This is a genomic window from Bacteroides fragilis (genome assembly GCF_019583405.1).
Classification (GTDB): Bacteria; Bacteroidota; Bacteroidia; order Bacteroidales; family Bacteroidaceae; genus Bacteroides; species Bacteroides fragilis_B.
This window is the reverse complement of record NZ_SZUU01000004.1, coordinates 243,161-264,158: the sequence shown is the minus strand read 5'-3', so window position 1 is coordinate 264,158 and position 20,998 is coordinate 243,161. Positions and strand designations below refer to the sequence as shown.

Genomic DNA, 20,998 nt, shown 5'->3' with positions numbered 1-20,998 from the left:
ATTTAACTAAAGAATATCCCACCCGGACAAGTTAAGAGTTTTACAATCGGTTTACTGGTTATTTAAGAATTATCATGTATCTTTGTCTCTCAATTACAAATACTTAATAAAAAAGAGCAATGAATAAAGGATTTACACTAAAAGCCCTCTTTCTGTTATGTTTTCTTTTCTCGCAAACAGCCAAAGGGCAATCCTTCACTCCCGGAAAAATATGGCCGGACAATCATCAGGTCCATATCAACGCACATGGTGGAGGTATTTTGTACGATAACGGAACCTACTATTGGTTTGGCGAACACAAAACAGAAGGTGAAACCGGCAACGTTGCCAATGTAGGAGTGCATTGCTACTCTTCCGATAACCTATATCATTGGAATGATTGTGGAATAGCACTGTCAGTGATCGAAAATAACCCCGAACATATCATTTCTAAAGGATGTATCCTTGAGCGTCCCAAAGTCATATACAACCCTCACACTAAAAAATATGTCATGTGGTTCCATCTCGAGCCCAAAGGAGCCGGATATTCGGGAGCTTTAAGCGGAATCGCCGTGAGTGACCGGGTGACAGGTCCTTACACCTTCTTAAAAGCCGTCCGCCCCAATGCAGGTTCATGGCCTGTCAACGTACTGCCGATCCATAAAACCGCCCGCAGACCTTCTATCGTAGAAGAACGTCAATGCACAGGTGGTAGTCTTCCTGCACATCCCGACAGCCTCAATATATTGGGACGCGATATGGAACGGGGACAGATGGCACGTGATATGAATCTGTTTGTCGATGATGACGGCAAAGCCTATCACATCTATTCTTCCGAAGAAAACAGCACCTTACATATTGCCGAACTTGATTCATCTTATACCGGCTATACAGGAAAGTACACCCGAATTTTTATCAACCGATTTATGGAGGCTCCCGCCATGTTTAAGAAGGATGGTAACTATTACCTTATCATGTCCGGATGCACCGGATGGAATCCTAATGCGGCACGGTCTGCAATAGCTTCTTCCATTTGGGGAGAATGGAAAGAATTAGGGAATCCCTGCGTAGGTCAGGATGCGAGTTTGACTTTCCATTCGCAAAGTACTTATATTCTTCCGGTGCGGGGTAAGAAAGACCAATTTATATACATGGGCGACCGTTGGACACCCCAAAATGCAATAGACGGACGTTATATTTGGCTTCCAATTTATTTTGAAGGCGAAAAACCTGTTATCAAATGGAAAGATTCATGGACTTTAGACTAAAAACGCACCATTCTGAACATTATGACCGTTATAAAATGTTGTATTGTAGGGGTTCAAATGTATCTTTTCAAAAAAGAAACTTAACTTTGCAGCCAAGTTTACAAAAAATCAACTAAACTAAAAAGGATTATTAATCAAAAACAGAATCGAATGAAATTAAAGAATCTGATAGCCTGTTTCTTTCTGGGCTTTATAATGGTTTCTTGCATACAAGACGAAGCACCTAATGCAGAAGCAGACATCATTGCATGCACTGTACCGGGTGATGTTCTCAATCGTGATCCCATCATCGAAAACAAGAAAGTTACATTAATTGTAAAAACAGGAACAGATATAACCGCATTAGCACCTAAGTTTACTTTGACTCCGGGAGCTTCTATTGTCCCTAATAGTGGAACTATACTTGATTTTACCACACCTCAATATTATGAAGTAACTTCTGAAGATGGAAAATGGAAGAAAAAATATGAAGTAGGAGTAACTTTCTCAGGTATTACTAACACAATGTATCACTTTGAGAATATTAAGTTCGACTCAGAGGGAAAATACCATATTTTCTACGAAACAGATGCACAAGGGAAAGAAACCATGACTTGGGCAAGTGGCAATGCCGGCTTTGCTTTTACCGGTGTAAAAGCAAAAGCAGAAGAATATCCAACAAGTCAAGCAAACAATGGCGTCGAAGGGAAATGCTTAAAACTAACAACTTGCGAAACAGGTTATTGGGGCTCGTTGCTTGGAATGCCAATTGCAGCGGGTAATCTATTCTTAGGTAGTTTTGAAGTAAAGCCTACCGATATTCTCCGTTCAACCAAATTCGGAACCCCTTTTTCAAATATTCCAACTTCAATTACCGGATATTATAAATATAAGGCAGGAAAGTCATTCCAAATAGATGGTAAACCTGTAGATAACAAAAAAGATATCTGTGATATTTATGCCGTATTTTATGAAACAGATGAAAAATTGTCTACACTTGACGGAACTAACGTATTGGCAGAAGATAATACTTATATCGTATCAGTAGCTCGGATTAAAGATGCAAAAGAAACTGATGAATGGATTAAGTTTGACCTACCATTTGAATATCGTACTGGTAAATCAATAGATATGGAGAAACTCAAAGCTGGAAAATATAATTTAGCTATCGTATTTTCTTCAAGTATACGCGGAGATCATTTCGAAGGTGCTCCAGGAAGTACACTTTACATTGATGAGGTTCTATTAAATTTCACTAACAAGTAAAAATGAAAAAATGAAAAAGTATATACTTATAGGCCTGCTCGCTTTTATCGGCACAATCAACACTTTAAAAGCCCAAGAAGAACGGAATCATGGTATTATTTGGTCTGCACTACATGGGCTTGAATATGAAATAAAAGCAGGTTTCAACGTTGGAGGTGCTTCACCACTCCCATTACCTGCAGAAATACGTGCACTCACAGGGTATAGCCCTACTATATGCTTAGCTATAGAAGGCAATACAACCAAATGGTTTGGTAAAGACTCTAAATGGGGAATGACTTTAGGATTACGTCTTGAAACTAAAGGTATGGAAGCCAAAGCACGTGTAAAGAATTACAGTATGGAAATTATAGGGGATGGCGGCGAACTTTTAGCAGGCTACTGGACAGGAAAAGTAAAAACTAAATATAGAGGTTCTTATTTCTCAATTCCAGTAACAGCCGCTTATAAACTTAGCCAACGTGTTAGAATTAATGCCGGTCCTTATGTTTCATTTATGACCAGTGGTGACTTCAATGGACATGTGCATGATGGATATCTACGCAAAGACACCCCCACTGGAGAAAAAGCAGAATTCGAAGGAGATAAAATTGCTCCTTATGACTTCTCTAAGGACCTAAGCAATTTTCAATGGGGATTTCAAGCTGGTGCCGAATGGAAAGCATTCAAACATCTAAATGTATACGCAGATTTAGTCTGGGGATTAAATGATATCTTTAAAAAAGACTTCAAAACAATTACATTCAATATGTATCCCATATATCTAAATGTAGGATTTGGATATGCATTTTAATTAAAAAAGACATATTTCATTTTAGTAAGCTCGTATAAATCCTAATACCTTGGACTTTATACGAGTTTTTTATACAATAATATTCTAATACACTTCTTTGAAGACAAACTAACAACATACAGATAATATCACTTTAAAAAAGAAGCATAACAATAGATTCCACTGAATTCCAACAACCCAAACAATTAACAAAAAAGTCCTAAGCATTAATACTACATAATAAAAAAGGAGGATGGTTAAACGAGGGCACTGAAAAAGTGATCTTTTTTAGCATCCAATCCTTTTTTTAGAAATTCTTGGAAAAAGTTGCATGTCGAATGATGCATTTCATTCACATACAACTTTTTCTTATATTAAGGGTAATAACTCCACAATTTGCTTTATACAAGCCGTGTTTGTCTTCCACGGGCATGGATTACACTTACTTTAACTGAGTTTGAGTATTCTCTTGAGATTTGCTGCAAAAATAGCCATTGCTCCTTGCATTTTCATACATGACAGTCCGTAGGACTGCGCCCTGTCATATCCATATACCTGTTTCAGTTCCGCATTTTTAGCTTCAATCTTATAACGCTCGGCAGCCTTCTCTTTGAACCGTTCGGTTTGTTGAAACTCTATCTGTTGTTGCTGCTCATCGGTTTTTATGGGTACAGAATAGGTTTTAGATTTAGCTCCCGGCTTATAACATCCCTCCCGTTTTGAGCAGCATTGACACTTATGCACATCAAAATAATAAGTATACGCCTGATTCCATGCTCCATTCTTTCTCCCTTGTTTTGCCCTACGTATAGCTATATGGCCGGCAGGGCAAACAAACATGCCGGCATCCTTATTGTAATCAAACTTGCCTTCCTCCTTTCTGAAACCTTGGCTGATACTGGGATTCAATTTAGCTACCAACTCAAAGTGTTCATCACGAGCTTTCTCCAGATTATCCTTTCCCGAATAAGCTGAATCACCAATCACTGTTTGTACATCGATACCATTCTTCCGGCTTTGTTCAATCAACGCGGGCAGCTGGGGACCGTCTCCCTTTTCACCCGAAGTTATGACAGCCGCTGTTATGATACGCTCCTCGGTCATTCCGATATGCGTCTTATACCCAAAGAAAGAACTTTCTTCCGATTTGTGCCCGATACGTGCATCCTCATCTTCAGAAACAGTGTAATGGTCGATGATATCATCCAATGTCTCTTTTAAGAGGTTCAGTTTTTCCTTTATTTGGGGAATGCAGACGAAGGTTTCCTGTTCTTTTAATGTATCAATCAGTGTTTGCATATAAGTCAGTTCATGTTCCAGAACGTCGTCAGGAAACGAGCTCATTATAAACAAAGGAAAAGTCTATCAGCGAGTTGATACGTCGAAGCAGGTTATCCTGAGGGATGATCAAATCATAAAGACTTGAATAATCACTAAAAGCCAAACGTTCTTGGGGTGCTAACATGGCGGTATTCTTTTGGTGACTCGAAGATACAAAAAAACGGTATAAATCCAGATTTTCTTGGATTTATACCGCCATTTTTTATAGAAGGGAGACAGGAGGACTTTTTCAGTGCCCTCGGTTAAACCATCCTCCTTTTATCTATACAATTTATTTAGTTCCAACAAAAGTAACCTCTATTTTTTGAAGAACAGCTGAAATAGCCAAAGAGATATTACAGTTACTATCACTAACCTTTGAACCATCATCGAATTTCGCAGATAATCTCAAAAAGCCATATTTAATTGTTTTCAAAGTCAAATTTCCAGTAGCATCTTTTGAGGCCGTAATAACAACATCCGCTTTAGGATAACCAGAATAAGAAAAATCAGGAATTGTTAATGTCACAATATCACTTTCTGTCACAATTACATTCTGACCATCCTTCACAGTTGGGGTACCACCATCAACCGAAATCGTCAATCTACCAGTATAAGTACCAGCAGCATTTGCTGCAAACACACTTATCGTACAAAGTAACATTAATAAGGTAAATATCTTTTTCATTATTTATTGTTTTAACATTATATACTACAAACAATTTATTTAGCTAATAAATCCAATCCCAGATCAAAACCTGTTGTAGATGGCCAGTTCTGTGGTAATCCAATTAAAAGAATTATAGCCGCAGCTGCATCCTCTGGAATTATTTTCGCATCCATCATGATCTTCCACAACTTAAATAAATCTGATCCAGTACCAAATTCAGAAGAGTCAGCAGACATTTCTTTATCAACCATAATTGGGTCAAAAGCTGTTTTATCAAGATAAATATAAGTATGCCCCTTATCTGTGGTTTTTACATTCAAAGGTACACCATTATTCACCCAACTCAGCAACATTTCAAATGTCTCATCACTAATAGAACTCATATCAACCTTCAACATTGTACCTATTAGTTTCTTAACAGTAGCAGCATCACCATTTAAAATTTCAGAAATTATCGGAGCAAGCGATTCTGCATTACTACCCATTGCCTGAGAAATAATGGCAGGAACATTTAATTTCAAATACAGTTTATCATCTTTAGGAAACCAATAAGCTAAATTTTTAGGAGACTGCTGCCATCCATCAGTAGGAATTAATTTATTTAAAACATCAACTCCTGGTGCTCCACCACCAAAAATTAATCCCATTGCCCAACTTGGTTCAAAAGTTATAGAACCTGAAGAATATTTTGCAGAAATATTACCATCAGCTTCAAGAGTTACAGACTGCAAAACTTGAGGCAAAATTAGTCCACCAATAGTTCTGAGCACCGCAGGGAAGAAAGTAGAATAATATGCATCCTCAACCTCCCAGTTAGAATATAAAGAACTTGTTAATACAGAGTTAGGCATAGGTGTACCATCTACATCTAAGGTACCAAGAGTGTATTCTCCCAAAGTATATGTCTTAGCCCATCCTTTAGGATCATTCATTGTCACTTTCAAGTTCAAAGTCAACACTTTATCTTTGCGATAACCAGTATATTCTATAGTAGAACTATTTGTTTTGGTGCTTCCACTGAATCCTCCATTTGCTACTTGAACGCCAGTCAATGTAGTTTCTGTTTCTCCTGGGATAACGTCCTTCAAAAGGATACTTACATTATCACCATCTGTGGCATCAAACACTACTTCTTTACCTGTCAGTGCAGTTTCTCCATAAGTCAAAACTAAAGTTTCACCTTTGTAGGTTCCGATATAAAGACCGGCACCTGTTGCACTAACATTCAAGGCAACCTTACCTTCAGGTGTAATTGTACCATCAACTGTAACCTTTAACAATGGAGTCGGTTTAGCCGTTTCTCTTGTTACAGGTTTAGTCATAATATCTTTCGTCCCATTGAATTTGAAAGAGCCGTCAGCTTGTTTTTCCATTGCAACATCAACAGTTACATCACTATAACCATCAATCACATTTTTAAAACCTACTGTTGCAGACTGAAGACTTGTAGCTTCAAAGTTTACAGTTCCCGTGGTACTTGCTCCATTCAACTGGAAATCTACATTTTCTGCCTTAATTTCACCTTTAGGAAGTTCTTGCCAACTGTTATCATCATCGTCACTACAAGCAGTGAACAAGCTCACTGAACAAATCAGTGCGAAGAGATACAATAAATTTTTCTTCATAAATTAATCACGTTTAGTTAGTAATTTTTAATCTTTATTCTAAAACGGAGCAAAGTAACTGCTTTATTTCCATCCAAACAAGGTCTATCTTACGTATTTTATGTTCTAAATTTAAGATTAAGTTGCTTATTGGCCGAAATCGTATCATAAAAAATTCAATCTATGATTCTAATCCATCAGATATAACATCTCTCAATCATCATCTTTAATAATATAATGGCAGAATAGTTTTCTTATGCTAATTACTTATATTACACTGGTTATAAAAAGACAGGGGTAAGAGTCCCTTTCTATCAAAAAAGATCTCTTACTCCCTTTCAGTCTTTATACATAATAATATAATCGTATATATACATTCTAAGTTGCCACTACCGACTATCCTATTTTTTAAGAATCAATATAATTCGTCCAATACTTTCACCCGAAATGCAGGATATACGGGAACAGTATGCTCTTTTTTCATAATCTCACCAATCTTTTTGACGATTTCAGGATGCTTAGGGGCAACATCCCTCTGTTCACAAGAATCTGTTTCCAGATCGTATAGCTCGATCTTCATATTTCCTCTTTTCAGTCCATTACGCAATCCTTTCCATTTGCCCATACGTACAGCCTGCTGTCCTTCTATGTCCATAAACTCCCAATAGAGATAAGAATGCTTCATTTGATCTCCACTCTCCATTAAAGTCGGATAAAAACTGATTCCATCGGTCTCTGTGGCCGGATTCACACCTGCCAGTTCACATATCGTTGAGTAAAAATCATAAGATGTACATGGTAATGTAGTGGGTGCTCCTGTCCGGATATGTCCTTTCCATGTTACAATCAGCGGTACACGGATTCCTCCTTCACGCAAAAAGCACTTTCCCCATCCATATTCCGAACGGAAAGGACCTCCACTCCGGAACCAGGGCGAATCGACTCCACCATTAAAGGTCGGGCCATTATCACTTGAAATGATAATGACTGTATTTTCATACAATCCCTTCTTCTTTAAAAAATCTACAATCTCACCTACCTTCTCATCGATGTAAGTCACCATTGCCGCATATCCGGCATGTGGATAACGTGCCGGAAAGTAATCGGCCTGTCCTAAATAAGGGGACTCGTCACCAAATTTCCTGACATAATGATCAATCAAACGTTGAGGGGCCTGAATTGGAACATGTGGCAAAGGAGTAGCGTAGTAAAGAAAAAAGGGTTGTGTTTTGTTCTCCTCCATAAAACGCAATGCTTCTTCCTGAATTTTATCGGGCGAATAAACATGTGAGATTAACTTATCATAGCTGCTCAGGCTCAAAGGATCGGCTCCGGGGTCAAGTTTGGTATGCGGTATCACCGTATCATTTGCCAAATACTCCCTCTGTTCATTCCGATACAAATGCAATGGAAAGTAAGTGTGTGCCTGACGCTGACAATTATAACCATAGAAGAAGTCAAAACCATGATTCAAAGGCAGGCTTTCAGTACCCGGAGCACCCAATCCCCACTTTCCTACTATCCCTGTACGATATCCTCCTTCCTTCAAAATTGACACAAATGTTTTCGTACCGGATGGCAATCCGCGTTGACCTTCTAAGGTTGAATCGCGCTCAGCCGCAAGAAAATCCCATACTCTACCACGTTCCGGAGCTTCATCATTCCCCCTGATGCCACAATGACCACTGTGTTTTCCTGTCAAAAGAACACAACGGGCAGCAGCCGAAACCGGAGATCCGGTATAATAATTACTGAATACCATTCCTTCGGCAGCCAAACGGTCTATATGGGGAGTTTCGATCCGCTTCTGTCCGAAACATCCCAGATCTCCATAACCCAAATCATCCGCAAGCACAAAAATAATATTGGGACGAGCAGAATCGGTAACCTTATTCCCCGCATACACCATCTGGAGTCCTGCTGTTTGTACCAACAATGCAGAACATACAAATCTAATATTCATAAAAATTCAATATATGATAATCCGACACTATTTTTCCAACGATGACACTTTAAAAGTAGTCAATACAAAACCGTGATCGGAAGGATAAAAGAATTTTTCTCCCATAAACTCCAGAGGTTTAGTCAGCTCCTGGTTATAAGATTCAGACGTCACCGCACGAATAGTCCTACCTTGATAATAGATAAAATCAATACGGTCGGACCGGACAGGCTTATCTTCATTATCGTAGATCCAGGTAGCTCCTATATTCTTTTCGGGTTGGGGATGAATTTCACGAAAGCTGTCCTTGAAACCTGCGTTTTGCATCTCTTTAGAAACAGTCCATCCCACAACGGCACCACCATGGCTATACATATCTTTCGTGGTATCTGTCCAGTCAAGATGGGAATGTACATTGAAATCTCCACCCATAATCATAGGAATACTGTCAGTCTGACGAATCATCGGTTGCAAAACAGAAAGTATGCGGCGTATTTCATCATCTCGTGTCCCGGCATCGTCCCAAGCCAAAATATCGGCTTCTGATTGCTCTGTAGGCACTAATCGCATATCGGGTAAATAATGCAGCCAGGTATCGAATAAACGGACCGGCGTACCATCCATATCTATTTCGACTCCTCCAAAATTGAATGCAGAAATGGAATCAGGAAAAAGATACGTTTTCTTTATCGGATAGCGACTATAAATGCACAGATTGTCTGATAACAATACGTAATCATATCCCAAAGAGTCCGCCACCATTGGAGCCGCACCATAAGTCTCAATCATCAAAATAACATCCGCCTGACTCTTTTTCAGAATCCCTATAGTTCCTTCACAGCCCTTTTCGGGATAGTTTTTAGCATGCCCTGCATGCCATACATTCCATGACAAAACTTTTAATTCCTTCTCCTTGGCACGTTCCACAGGTGTGCAAGAAACAAAGCTAATTGCCAAAGACGCAATTAGCATATATATAAATCTTTTCATATCAATCTTTTATACAAGTATCATCCAATGGGGCTATTTCCCCCATTGGATAAGTACATTTTAATTATTTAGTAAAGAATGCTGTCGTTACCGGATTGCCCAACCAGGCTTCGTGAGGCTCAACCCCCAGCAACCAAGCTTCCGTTGCAGCCACATCAATCACCATTGTACTCTCAGTTATCTTATAGTTCTTTTTCACACCCTTTCCATAAAATACAAGCGGGGTCTCCATTTCATTGAGAGTTTTTCCGCCATGATTAGTACCGATTCCGCCATGATCCGCAGTCAGTATAATTACAGTATCATCCATCATACCGGCTTCTTCAATGGCTGCTACTATTTCACCTAAATAACCGTCCAATTCATCGAGCTTTTCATAATACTCTTTGGATTCCCACTTGTAGCTGTGTCCGGTGTGATCAGGATATTCAAATATAACGGCACAATACATAGGCTTTTTCTCTTTCAGATAATTCACGGCGAATTGTGTCGCTCCCTTAGGATGTTCCTTTGTTTGCGGAGCATGTACGAAGTAGTTAATAGCAAGCGAATCAACCAGATATCTCATTCCATCCCATTCATAAATATAGCCTACCTCCGCTTTAGGATATGTATCGCGTATCAATCCGTAAAGTCCCGGAAAACGACCGTATTGATTGGTTATAAAAGGAGGAATCTCGGGTGTCTTGCTTCCCCAGGTCGTATATCCATGAAGTTCCGGTCCGGCTCCGGAAAACATAGAGGCCCAGTTTGGAGCACTCGATGATGGCAGAATCGAACGGTTGTTCAATGTATAAGCCCCTTCTTCCATCAACCGGTTGAAATTGGGCATGGGATGATTGCGGATAGCAACGGCACTTAAACCGTCAAAAGCAATTAATACTACATGCTTCGGATGTTTCTTCAAACGGGGACCGGCTGCATTTACTTCACCGGCAAATAAACTAAAAATCACAGAAAATATGAATAATATCGAAATCTTTTTCATTTTGTATATACAATTAATCGTGTAACCTAAAATTATAAATATTACCTCCAAAATCGGCAACGAACAGACAGTTACCGCTTACTGCCACACTCGAGAATACCGGAGCTCCCAAAGCACGTTTTCCACGATAGGCGCCTGTATCCAAGTCAACGGCATGCAAATACCCGTCACTGGCCCCAAAGAAAACGGTTGCTCCCACAAGTACAGGCGAAACTTCGACTGTGCATTCATGGCTATGAGAATAAGGGACAGTATAGAAAAGGCTTGTTCCGGTACGATAGTTCCAGACCTCTTTAAAAGTGAGTCGGTCAAATGCAACCACTCCTTTATTGGAAGTGGAAACAACCAGATATTTATCCGTTACAAGCGGAGCGCAGGCCGAATTAAAATCATAAGAAGTTTCCGCCATTTTCAGAATATCTCCGGAGCGTGGGTTGATCACATATAAATTCTCACATGAGGCCAGATAGAAATTACCATCGTAAAAAGTTGCCGATCCGTCACGGAAACGAATTTTACTGTCACGCTTCTTCCACAGTAAAGTACCGTCATTGATGTCATGTCCGAAGAGTCCGTTCCAATGTGCGGACGCCACTAATACTCCTGCACCTACAGTCAAAGTAGAAGTGGTTCCCTCACCTCCATCCCAGGATTTGTTCTGCCACAAGATCCTTCCATCGGCGGTCCGTACGGCACAAGTTCCTTTTGCATGCCCGGCATACACCACACCATCGACAACCGCCAAGCCTTCATCAAGAAGTGGCAATAGAGAAACCGGCAACTGTGTTTGCCAACAAACCGTTCCTTTTTCTGCATCTATGGCGTAAAGCATCCCCGAAGCATCCGAAGCAAACACGCGCCCGTCTTCATAAGCAATGGTATTCTTTATCGAATTAGAAGCACTGAAAGTCCAGCAAAGACCTCCTGTTGCAGCATCATAGGCTTTTATAAAGCATTTCTCTGCCCTATCATCGTCAATGGTTCCTATAAACACTTTATTCTGTGCCACTATGGGCGAACACATATAAATATTGCTGCCTGCATTTCGGACCCAGTTGGTTTGCAGGGGCAAAGACACTGTGTCATTCACCAGTTGATTGTGGGCGGCATTTCCACGAAGTCCCGCCCAAATGGCGGATGTCACAGCCGAAGCAGCCGGCTGCCCGGTTACGGTGTAATCCACCCTTTTCGTCAAACGGGTTCCATCCTCAAACTCGGCAGCCACCAACAAGCGTTGCTTGCCATCGGACACACGGATTGTTCCACTCCATTCCCAGTCTGTTTCGGGTAACAATGTGACAGACGATATGATTTTCCCGTTCCGTTCAACAGAAGCCGTTACTTTTTTTGCGTACGACACCGTACGATAAGCATTAATCCGAACTGTCATTTTACCATCAGAGACAGAAACCATTTCACCTTCTGCCGGATAAGCAGAAGTCAAGATTCCATCGATATAAGTATAACGGGTTTCCGAACTGAGTTTACCTTTGGTATCAGCATGATAAATCCTGAAACAGGACGTTCCGTGATCGATTCCTCCTTTATCCGGAGTGGATGAGCAGTAGGTCTGAAGTCCCGACTTCAACTGCTTATAATAATGATTGTGCCAGTGTCCGTAAATCATGGCGTCCAGATTATAATCCGCAAAGTCTATCTGTTCGCCGTTTTTATCCTTGAAGAGCAAATCGTCTCCCCAAAACCATAAGTCGTGATTAAATAAAACGACCCTTTTATCTCTATTTATTTGTGCAAGGTCATTCTTCAACCAACGGATGATATCAGCACGCCTGTACGAGGGTGCATGATCACCACCCAGCATCGGAGTAACCACATAATGCACATTACCAACGTCGAACGAATACCATGAAGGACCGAAATGACTCTGCCATAACTCTTCACCATACCTTCCGGCACGCAAATCATGATTACCCACACAATAATAAGTCGGAACCCCTAAATCCTCAGAACGAAGATAACGTCCGTGAAAATCCTGATGGGCTTCATAACAAATATCACCCGTATGGATGATAAAAGCAGTCGGATTTGTTTTCACATACTCTTTCAGATTGTCTATCCAGTCACCATACAGGGATGTCTCTGTATCTGTGATTTGTACAAACGAATATCCATTTCCTGTCCTTACCGGACTCTTGCAAATTCCCAGTTCATACTTTTTCCCGGTCCCGTCGAAAGGTAAATAATGGGAAGCAGATGCCTGAAATCCATCGGGCACGGTCAAAGTGATAAACCGGGTGTCTTTATGTCCCGGAAGTGTAAAGCTACCATCTTCCGCCGTTTGCACCACATGGAGCCCATCTTGCACACAGATCCCCTTGATCCCTTTCTCTCCGGCATCACGAATGCCGTTTCTGTTTATGTCGATATAAACCCCGCCTTCTATCTGTGCGAAAGCAGAACTGCCAACTCCCAGGAATAAAGCCGCTATACCTACAAATAATTTCAACATATTTATTGTTTTACTATATTAATCAGTTTTGTCTCTTAACGAAAACAGCAGGCTTCTCCCGCTACTGCCGGAGTAGCCTTTCTGTTTTCGATATGATAAACCTATTCCCAGAATGGATTCTGATAGAGGTTTTCGTTAACAGTAATATCTTTGGTAGCAACCGGATAATAATAATATTTCGGAGATACAAAAGTATACTTACCATGTTGGGCTATCAGGTAGATATGGCCTTTTGTCCCTTCGGTGAGCCCAATCGTATTACCTTCCAAAGCATAAACCGTCAATTTATACTTTTGCTTGTCCTCCTCAGGTATCTTATCTACATCCACTTTCTTTTCCACTACCGCAATGTCCGGTGTACCATCACCTGTTACATCATAATAGCCCATTCCCGGAATATACGCCCCTTCCGGAGCAGTCTCAAACAACTTTCCACATCCCCAACGCATTAAATCACCATATCTGAACCCTTCGCATGCCAATTCGATTCTGCGTTCACGGCGCACTTCCAGCACAGCACCTTTTTGTGAAGACTGTACATTGGAATAACGTTCTTCCTGTACCGGATCAATATTAGCCAGCCAGTCGTCCAACGAAGCATCCGGCATACCGGCACGCTGCCTGATCAGATTGATTGTATTATTGACATCATCTTGTGTCAGCGTACCCAATTCGGCCTTTGCCTCAGCATATATCAGCAAAATTTCAGCGTAACGAATAATAGGTAAATCAGTATAAGATTTTCCCCAATCCATCTGATCGAATGTCAACGGACGGAATTTGATCTGCGGATATCCACCCAGATTCAGTTTAGCCCGGTGAGGCTCGGTAGTACCCACGTTCAGGACACCCGGTTTCATAAAAGTCTGCTCCAGACGAGGGTCCCGATTCTCAAAGATCTCCAGTACCGTCTTGGTCCGGTAACCTTCCACTTCATGAAAATATTTGGTTTGTCCGTCCTCAACGACTAAATAATCTTCCATCAGACTACGAGAAAGTCCCGTATTATAGTCAAACTGAGCCTGGGCATTGTGCAGGTGTCCTAATGCTTTATCGTAATCAGCCACCAGAATCATTTCCGGGTTTTGCGTAAGATCCGCACTACAGAAAAGTGACTGATAGGCAGGCAGGCCACTCTCTTTGGAAGTCGACAGACTGTAATGTTTTGTGTCCATAATCTTCCGGCAGGCCTCCACCGCTATTTTCAGGAAACGGTCGCCATCATTCAGTTTCAACTCGGGATGATATTTACGGAATGTCCCTTCATGCAAAGCAATCCGCGCCTGTATAGCCAAAGCAGCATTCCGGTAAATACGGGTCGTACTATTGTTTGTTTTCATGTGGGTCACGGCAAAATCAAGATCGGCCATTATGGAATCTACGACCAGGGAACGAGGATCCTGTGACTTATATAGTAACTCGGTGTCCGTCGTTTGCAGGTCATGGCTATACCATGGCACATCCGAATAGTCTTTCACCTTTGAATAATAGATTAATGCACGAAACATACGTGCCAGCCCGATGTAGTGATTAATCTCACCGCGGTCACCCTCCACACGGTCTGTCCTCGCTAACATAAAATTGACCGTACGAATATTCTTCCAACTCCATTTACCTATGTTATCGGGTCTATATTCACCACGCATCATTTTATAAATATCAGTATCTTCCGTGTAAAGCATATTGTCGGAAGGAGTATCCGAATAGCTTGCATCAATGTATCCGTACATGCCATTGGTATAGGTTTCCAAATCGGCAGGAGAAGAGAAAAAGACCTTCTCCGTGATACTGGTCTCAGGGAAACGATCCATGAATCCGTCATTGCAACTTGTCATCAGACCTGCGCCTGTCAGACAGCACGCAGTCAGTAATATATGTTTTATTTTTGAACACATAACTTATCTTAATTAGAATGTGAGATTTAAACCAAATGAATAAGAACGCTGAAGAGGATAAACAATATTACCTAAACTTTCCGGATCTACCTTATAATGTTTGTATAAGCCTGAAAACTCACACAGATTATCACCGGAAAAGAAAATACGCAAACGTTCAATTCCTATCTTATTCAACAGTACTTTAGGAAGAGTATAACCTACGGTGAGGTTTTTCAGACGGACATAAGCCGCATTTTGCAGGTATCTGGTCTGAACAACTCCACACTCCCTGTCTGTATTTTCCGCCACATAAGCTTTCATACGCGGGAAATACGCGTCTGGATTTTCCTCTGTCCAATGGTCGTACATATTACCCACGGTAATATTTGTCCAAGGCTGTGCATAAATACCCCAGAAATAAAGGTCGCCTGTACCCGGATAATAATCTTTCTTACCTACCCCCTGGGCAAACAGGCTAAGATCGAATCCATTCCACTGTGCATTGGCCGATAGACCAAATGTATAGCGTGCACGGCTGTTACCAATGACTTTATAATCACCATGGTCTTCCAGTGTCCATGCTCCATCGGTTATTTTACCGTCTTTATTTTCATCTTTAAATTTCAGATCACCGGGAGCCAGCGGACGGGTACCCGGATAGGAAGTACACCATGACTGGTCTGCATGATTCTTTATATCTTCCTCGGAAGTGAAAAAGCCTAAAGTCTCTACCCCCCATATCTCACCAATCTCTTTTCCTACATAGTAATCACCCAACAATCCTTTCGGATTTTCGTACTTCGTAATATAGGCACGGCTATCTGCCAGATTAAAGTTCACATCATAATAAAATGGTCTTCCGGCCAATTTGAACTGATCTTTCCAACCTACGGTCAATTCCCAACCCTCTGTCTTCAAGTCGGCTGCATTTTGCTTGGGAACATCCGTTCCCAAAACACTTGGCAGTGTCACTCCTGCCGTCAACATATCTTTTGTTCGGCGTACATATACTTCACCCGTTATGCTTAAACGGTTATTGAAAAAATTAGCGTCTACAGCAATATTGGTGGTAGTTACCTTTTCCCAAGTCAAGTTACCGGCTACCAATCCGGGAGCTCCCACATATACCGGCTGTTGTTTCTCCAGTATCTGGCTGATTTTTCCCGATCCCATCGTGGCAAGATATGCATACGCATCCACATCCTGATTTCCCAGACTACCATAAGAACCTCTCAACTTCAAGAAACTAACCACATCACTCAAAGGCTCAAAGAACTTTTCACGCGAGATGACCCAGCCCAATGATACGGAAGGATTAAATACAAAACGATCATTCTTCGGGAAACGCGAAGTACCGTCATAACGTCCGTTAAATTCGAAGATATATTTATCGTCGTAGATATAGCCCAAACGCGCGAATGCACCTCTTAAAGCCCAAGTCGTTATGCTTTGAGACATATTCATATCTCCCGTGGCCAGGTTAATGGTGGGAAGTGAACTTGAAATCAGCTCTTTACGATTCGCTTTCACATAATCATATTTATACTCTTCCTGATTGAAACCTGCAACAGCAGTAATGGCGTGTTTCTTCGCAAATGTTTTCTGGAAAGTACCATAAACATCAAACAAGATGTGCTTTGTATCGGAATTACTGCTCGAAGCATCCGATACGGTAGAAATAGGATTAAACGTCAGGACAGGCAATTCGGGTCCATTGCGATAAGTGACAGGCAGGTTATACCAGTTACTTCTGGTCTTGGTATTTGCAAAAGCAAAAGTTCCTTGTACCCAAAAGACATCTTTGACTATATCCATCTTAGTAGACAGGTTGATATTTGTATTTGTTTTCCAGTCTGTAGCACGTCCGCCTTCGGCCAATGCCCCCAATGTACCCACACTGGCATCTGTCCAGGTTCCATCAGGATTCTTAACCATATCCATCGGATTTTTACGGTACATCTGTTTATAGGTGTTGGTCATGGCATTCGCATAGTCATAATCGGAAGTGGTCAGGCTCACATTGCTGCTCAGACTCCACCAATCCGTCAGTTTAAACTGTAACTTGGTACGCAGGTTATACCGGTTATAAATGTCGTTTCCATACCTTAACATACCGTTCTGACGATTGTATCCTCCCGAAAAGTAATAAGAGATACGGTCTGTTTTCCCGGAAATATCAATATTATGGATCGTAGAGAAACCTACATCATTGTAAGCCTCGTCCACCCAGTTTGTACGTCCAAAATAAGTATAAGAACCATCCGGATTCAGGAAGTAGGGAGAAGTGGAAGGATCTTCGGAACATTTTTTCGCATAGGCCAGTTGTTCCTCGTTATAAAGGTTATACCACGGATATGACATTGTATTTCTCGTAGTTGCCACCAGATAAGGGTCTGTTATAATTTCCGGCATACGAGTGTTGGTACGCAATACAAAATTGTTGTTATAGTTAACAGTAAGTTTTTCATTGCTGCCATTTTTAGTTGTAACCAAAATAACACCGAACGCAGCACGCGACCCATATATAGCAGAGGATGCGGCATCTTTCAGCACAGAAATATTGGCTATATCAACAGGATTCATGCGATTCAACTGATCACTGGTGGAAACAACCCCGTCAATGACTACCAACGGAGAACCTCCGTTCAGAGAAGTAGTACCACGAATGTTATAGGAAGGGGAGTCATCTGCCTCACCATCACCGACAGATACATTAAGGTTGGCAACGGCACCTTGCAAAGCCTGCCCCATGTTCAGTACCGGACGGTCTTCGATTGTTTTAGTAGATACGGTCGCTACCGAACCCGAAAGGTTGACTTTCTTCTGTACAGCATACCCCACTACCACAACTTCGTCAAGTGCTTTACTGTTTTCCTGCATTACAATGTCCATCACCGTTTTATCGCCTACCTTCACCGTCTGGGTGATATAGCCGACATACGAATACTGAAGCGACTTGCCTACCGGAACTTTCAATGAGTATTTGCCGTCGATATTGGTTATGACACCGGTAGTTGTTCCCAATATCGTTACATTTACCCCGATCAAGGTTTCCCCCCTTGCGTCTGTAACGGTACCGGTTATCTCTTTCATTTTTACAATGTGGTCATTCCGGACATTTTGTTTCTCCACACCGGGAATCAGGATAATCTTTCTATTCTCCACTACGCATTTGCAGTCCGGCAGAATTTGGGATAAAATTACATCAATACGTTCATTATCAGCCTCAACCGTTACTTTACGGTTCATGTCAATTTCCACATCATTGTAGAAGAAAGTGTATTCACTCTTCGATTCAATCGATTTAAGAACCTGCTTCAGGGGAACTTGTTTCACATGGAGATTAATACGTGTCTGCTGAGCATAAACTCCCTGAAAAACAAACAGGAACATAATAAAAGACATAAGTCTTGCTAAACGAATGTTTCTTTCTGTTAAGAAAAAGCTCAAAAAGCTCCTCCATTTAAATTTATTCATATCTTTGTAAAAGATTTAAAGTAAATAATTGCGTCTCCTGCAAGAGACGTGATTAAAAGAAATCTGAGATAGGTAAATGCTGCAACATTTACCTATTTTTTTGTCTGGTTGTGTGTTTCTACATATTTTCATTCAATTTTTAAGGTTAATACTTGTGTTTTCTATCGCTTTCGGGGAAGAATGTGTAAAACACCATTTTCCCAATTATATTTTATAGGAGCGACCAAAGTCATCGCTTTCAGGATTTCTTCCAACTCTTCCCCGCTTCGAACAGAGAATGACATAAAAACTTTCTCAGCAAAGTCTGACGGACATTCAATATCCACCCCATACCATTTATTCAAATTAATGATAATATCGGCCAATTTATCATTGTCGAAAGTCAGCTCATTCTGAATCCAACTGATATAATCATCCGTATTGACCATCTGTACCTTGGTCCGCTCACTCTTCTTATCATAATTTATCAACTGCCCCGGAGTCAGTACCACCGAATGGTTCATCTTGCAACCGGCAATCTTCACACTACCTTCTACCAATACTGCCTCGACTCCGGATTTCCGCTGATAATTGTCGACAATAAAGCGTGTACCCAACACTTCCACTTTCATTTCTCCGGCTTGCACCCGGAATGGAAGTTGCTCATTTCTCCGCACTTCAAAATAGGCTTCACCGGACAAACTGACTTCACGGACTGATGCACTGAACGTTTCCGGATACTCCAACAAACTATTTGAATTGAGCCATACAACCGTACTATCCGGTAATACAAAACGGCCTTTACTTCCATTGGCAGTCAGCAAACGGTTCATGACTTCCTTCTGCCCCGGAACCGAACTGCTACCCCAATAATAAGAAGCAGAACCGACAGCAAACAGTATCAGAAAGACGGCTGCCACCCGCAGGAACAGACTGAAATGTTCCGGAAAAACAAATCTGCTTTTACGGGAACCGGATTCCGGTATTTGTATCCGTGACCTAAACCGGTCGAGTGCTACTTCCGTTTCAACATCATCAGTAGCCAGCGTATTGCCTAAAAGCCATAAATCACGAACTTCGGCAAACTCGTTCCGGTTCTTTTCCGATTGTTTCAGCCAGTTCAAAAGAAAAACTTTCTCTTCACAGGTAGCTGTACCATCCAGAAAACGTATAATCACTTCGTTTATGTCTCCTATTTCATTCTTCATTTTTAGCTCCTCTATTAAGTAATACAAGTGAAATTTAAAAAACCCTCCTCCAAAACATACTTTTTTTAAAAATATTATTTTGAGCAGAGATAGAGTAGGAATAAAAGGCTCATTAAACCTTTATTTTTAAGATGGGTACGCAACTCCAACAGAGCACGGGTCAAATACTTTTCTACAGTCTTGGGTGACAGATCGAGTTGAACAGCAATCTCCTTTACCTTCAGGCCGTAGCTTCTGCTTAGTATAAATACCTTCTTTACCTGTACAGGCAGTGTTTCGACAAAAGCTTCGATTTCACCCCGAAGTTCCTTCATGAATAATGAGTTCTCCTGATTATCTTCCTGAATCTGCAACGCATCGATCTGATCTGAAAAACATTCCATGGACTCTTCTTCAGTATATTTCTTACTGGTGAGAAAGTTGAGAGATTTATTATAGACGGCCTTAAAAAGATAGGCCTTTACTGCTCCATCGAATTCAATATCTGTACGCTTATTCCATAAAGCAACAAAAACATCCTGAACGATGTCTTCTGCAACATCCCAATCATTCACAAAGCGAAACGCATACACCCGCAACACTTTATAATATTGCCGAAACAGTTGCTCTACCGACTCAAGGTTCGAATACATTGCGTTTTTCTTCATTTAAAGCATTAGTTAATAAAAAGACATTGACAAAGTAACAAATAATAATAATAATCTCAAAATTTTAAGAAACTGTTTTAGTAATCGTAAGGAATAAGTTGTGACGGTTTTCAAACGAACCGTTTTTCTCATCTCCATAAAAACAGGTATCTGAACAGGGTCTTAGATAACCATAGCCATTGAAAGCACTGCCCGCACCCATACTTACCGATTGACATTATGAAAGCAATATTCCAAAATCCGTATTAAAAAATTACAATAAATAATTTTAGGCTAACTATTCATTTTACCAAAAACAGTGAAACAGGAGCGAATCGGCAAACAAAATGCAAATATTTGGTCTGTTTATACCCTAAAATCCGGAAACAGAAAACAGGAAGTTAACATCGTAAAGATAAAAAACAAACTTTTTGCCAAGAGAGAGTTAACATCGTGAAAGCAGGAAGTTAACTTCTTGCTTACAAGATGTTTGTCTTCCAGAAAAAAAAGTAAGATCACGTCGTAGAAAATAGAATAAATCGCCCCCCAAAAAAGAGCATTTTCTTCCACAATCTAATCACAA

General features: G+C 40.8%; 14 protein-coding genes and 1 pseudogene. 3 read left to right on the top strand and 12 right to left on the bottom strand.

Annotated features, from left to right (window positions below; genetic code table 11):
- The first annotated feature begins 119 nt into the window (after positions 1-119).
- The 3 genes from FDF36_RS11095 to FDF36_RS11085 all read left to right on the top strand — a co-directional run bounded on the left by FDF36_RS11095 (position 120) and on the right by FDF36_RS11085 (position 3,285).
- Positions 120-1,247 (top strand): glycoside hydrolase family 43 protein, encoded by a 1,128-nt coding sequence (locus tag FDF36_RS11095; protein WP_220391369.1) that lies wholly within the window; start codon positions 120-122, stop codon positions 1,245-1,247.
- A 150-nt stretch (positions 1,248-1,397) separates the two neighbouring features.
- Positions 1,398-2,492: a PCMD domain-containing protein gene (locus FDF36_RS11090; protein WP_005821667.1), complete on the top strand. Its 1,095-nt coding sequence runs from the start codon at positions 1,398-1,400 to the stop codon at positions 2,490-2,492.
- Between the two features lie 10 nt (positions 2,493-2,502).
- Positions 2,503-3,285 (top strand): porin family protein, encoded by a 783-nt coding sequence (locus tag FDF36_RS11085; protein ID WP_005781314.1) that lies wholly within the window; start codon positions 2,503-2,505, stop codon positions 3,283-3,285.
- 426 nt (positions 3,286-3,711) lie between these two features.
- On the opposite strand, the pseudogene FDF36_RS11080 reads toward FDF36_RS11085, so the two are convergent.
- From FDF36_RS11080 to FDF36_RS11030, 12 genes and pseudogenes are all read right to left on the bottom strand, one after another.
- Positions 3,712-4,593: pseudogene (locus FDF36_RS11080) on the bottom strand (transposase); the annotation flags it as partial.
- The gene (locus FDF36_RS21530; RefSeq protein ID WP_005821669.1) at positions 4,592-4,729 is read right to left on the bottom strand and encodes a hypothetical protein; all 138 of its coding nucleotides are present in this window, start codon (positions 4,727-4,729) and stop codon (positions 4,592-4,594) included. The gene FDF36_RS21530 and the pseudogene FDF36_RS11080, both read right to left, overlap by 2 nt.
- 147 nt (positions 4,730-4,876) lie before the next feature.
- The gene (locus tag FDF36_RS11075; RefSeq protein WP_005781318.1) at positions 4,877-5,272 is read right to left on the bottom strand and encodes a calycin-like domain-containing protein; all 396 of its coding nucleotides are present in this window, start codon (positions 5,270-5,272) and stop codon (positions 4,877-4,879) included.
- Between the two features lie 35 nt (positions 5,273-5,307).
- Positions 5,308-6,879, bottom strand: a complete 1,572-nt coding sequence (locus tag FDF36_RS11070) for a DUF4925 domain-containing protein (RefSeq protein WP_122330222.1) — start codon at positions 6,877-6,879, stop codon at positions 5,308-5,310.
- A 394-nt stretch (positions 6,880-7,273) separates the two neighbouring features.
- Positions 7,274-8,821 carry an arylsulfatase gene (locus FDF36_RS11065; protein WP_259281415.1) on the bottom strand — a complete coding sequence of 516 codons (1,548 nt, stop codon included), beginning with the start codon at positions 8,819-8,821 and terminating at the stop codon, positions 7,274-7,276.
- Between the two features lie 27 nt (positions 8,822-8,848).
- A complete protein-coding gene (locus FDF36_RS11060; protein WP_220391368.1) occupies positions 8,849-9,790 on the bottom strand; it encodes an endonuclease/exonuclease/phosphatase family protein in 942 nt (313 codons plus the stop codon).
- A gap of 64 nt (positions 9,791-9,854) precedes the next feature.
- Complete coding sequence (locus FDF36_RS11055) at positions 9,855-10,778, bottom strand: alkaline phosphatase family protein (RefSeq protein WP_220391367.1); 924 nt, start codon at positions 10,776-10,778, stop codon at positions 9,855-9,857.
- Between the two features lie 13 nt (positions 10,779-10,791).
- Positions 10,792-13,248 (bottom strand): outer membrane protein assembly factor BamB family protein, encoded by a 2,457-nt coding sequence (locus FDF36_RS11050; RefSeq protein ID WP_220391366.1) that lies wholly within the window; start codon positions 13,246-13,248, stop codon positions 10,792-10,794.
- Between the two features lie 101 nt (positions 13,249-13,349).
- A complete protein-coding gene (locus FDF36_RS11045) occupies positions 13,350-15,143 on the bottom strand; it encodes a RagB/SusD family nutrient uptake outer membrane protein (protein ID WP_220391365.1) in 1,794 nt (597 codons plus the stop codon).
- A 12-nt stretch (positions 15,144-15,155) separates the two neighbouring features.
- Positions 15,156-18,602: a SusC/RagA family TonB-linked outer membrane protein gene (locus tag FDF36_RS11040; protein WP_220391364.1), complete on the bottom strand. Its 3,447-nt coding sequence runs from the start codon at positions 18,600-18,602 to the stop codon at positions 15,156-15,158.
- Positions 18,603-18,763: 161 nt separating this feature from the next.
- Complete coding sequence (locus tag FDF36_RS11035; RefSeq protein ID WP_220391363.1) at positions 18,764-19,789, bottom strand: FecR family protein; 1,026 nt, start codon at positions 19,787-19,789, stop codon at positions 18,764-18,766.
- A gap of 74 nt (positions 19,790-19,863) precedes the next feature.
- Entirely contained in the window at positions 19,864-20,436 is a 573-nt protein-coding gene (locus FDF36_RS11030; RefSeq protein WP_165016189.1) for an RNA polymerase sigma-70 factor, read from the bottom strand.
- Positions 20,437-20,998: the final 562 nt, after the last annotated feature.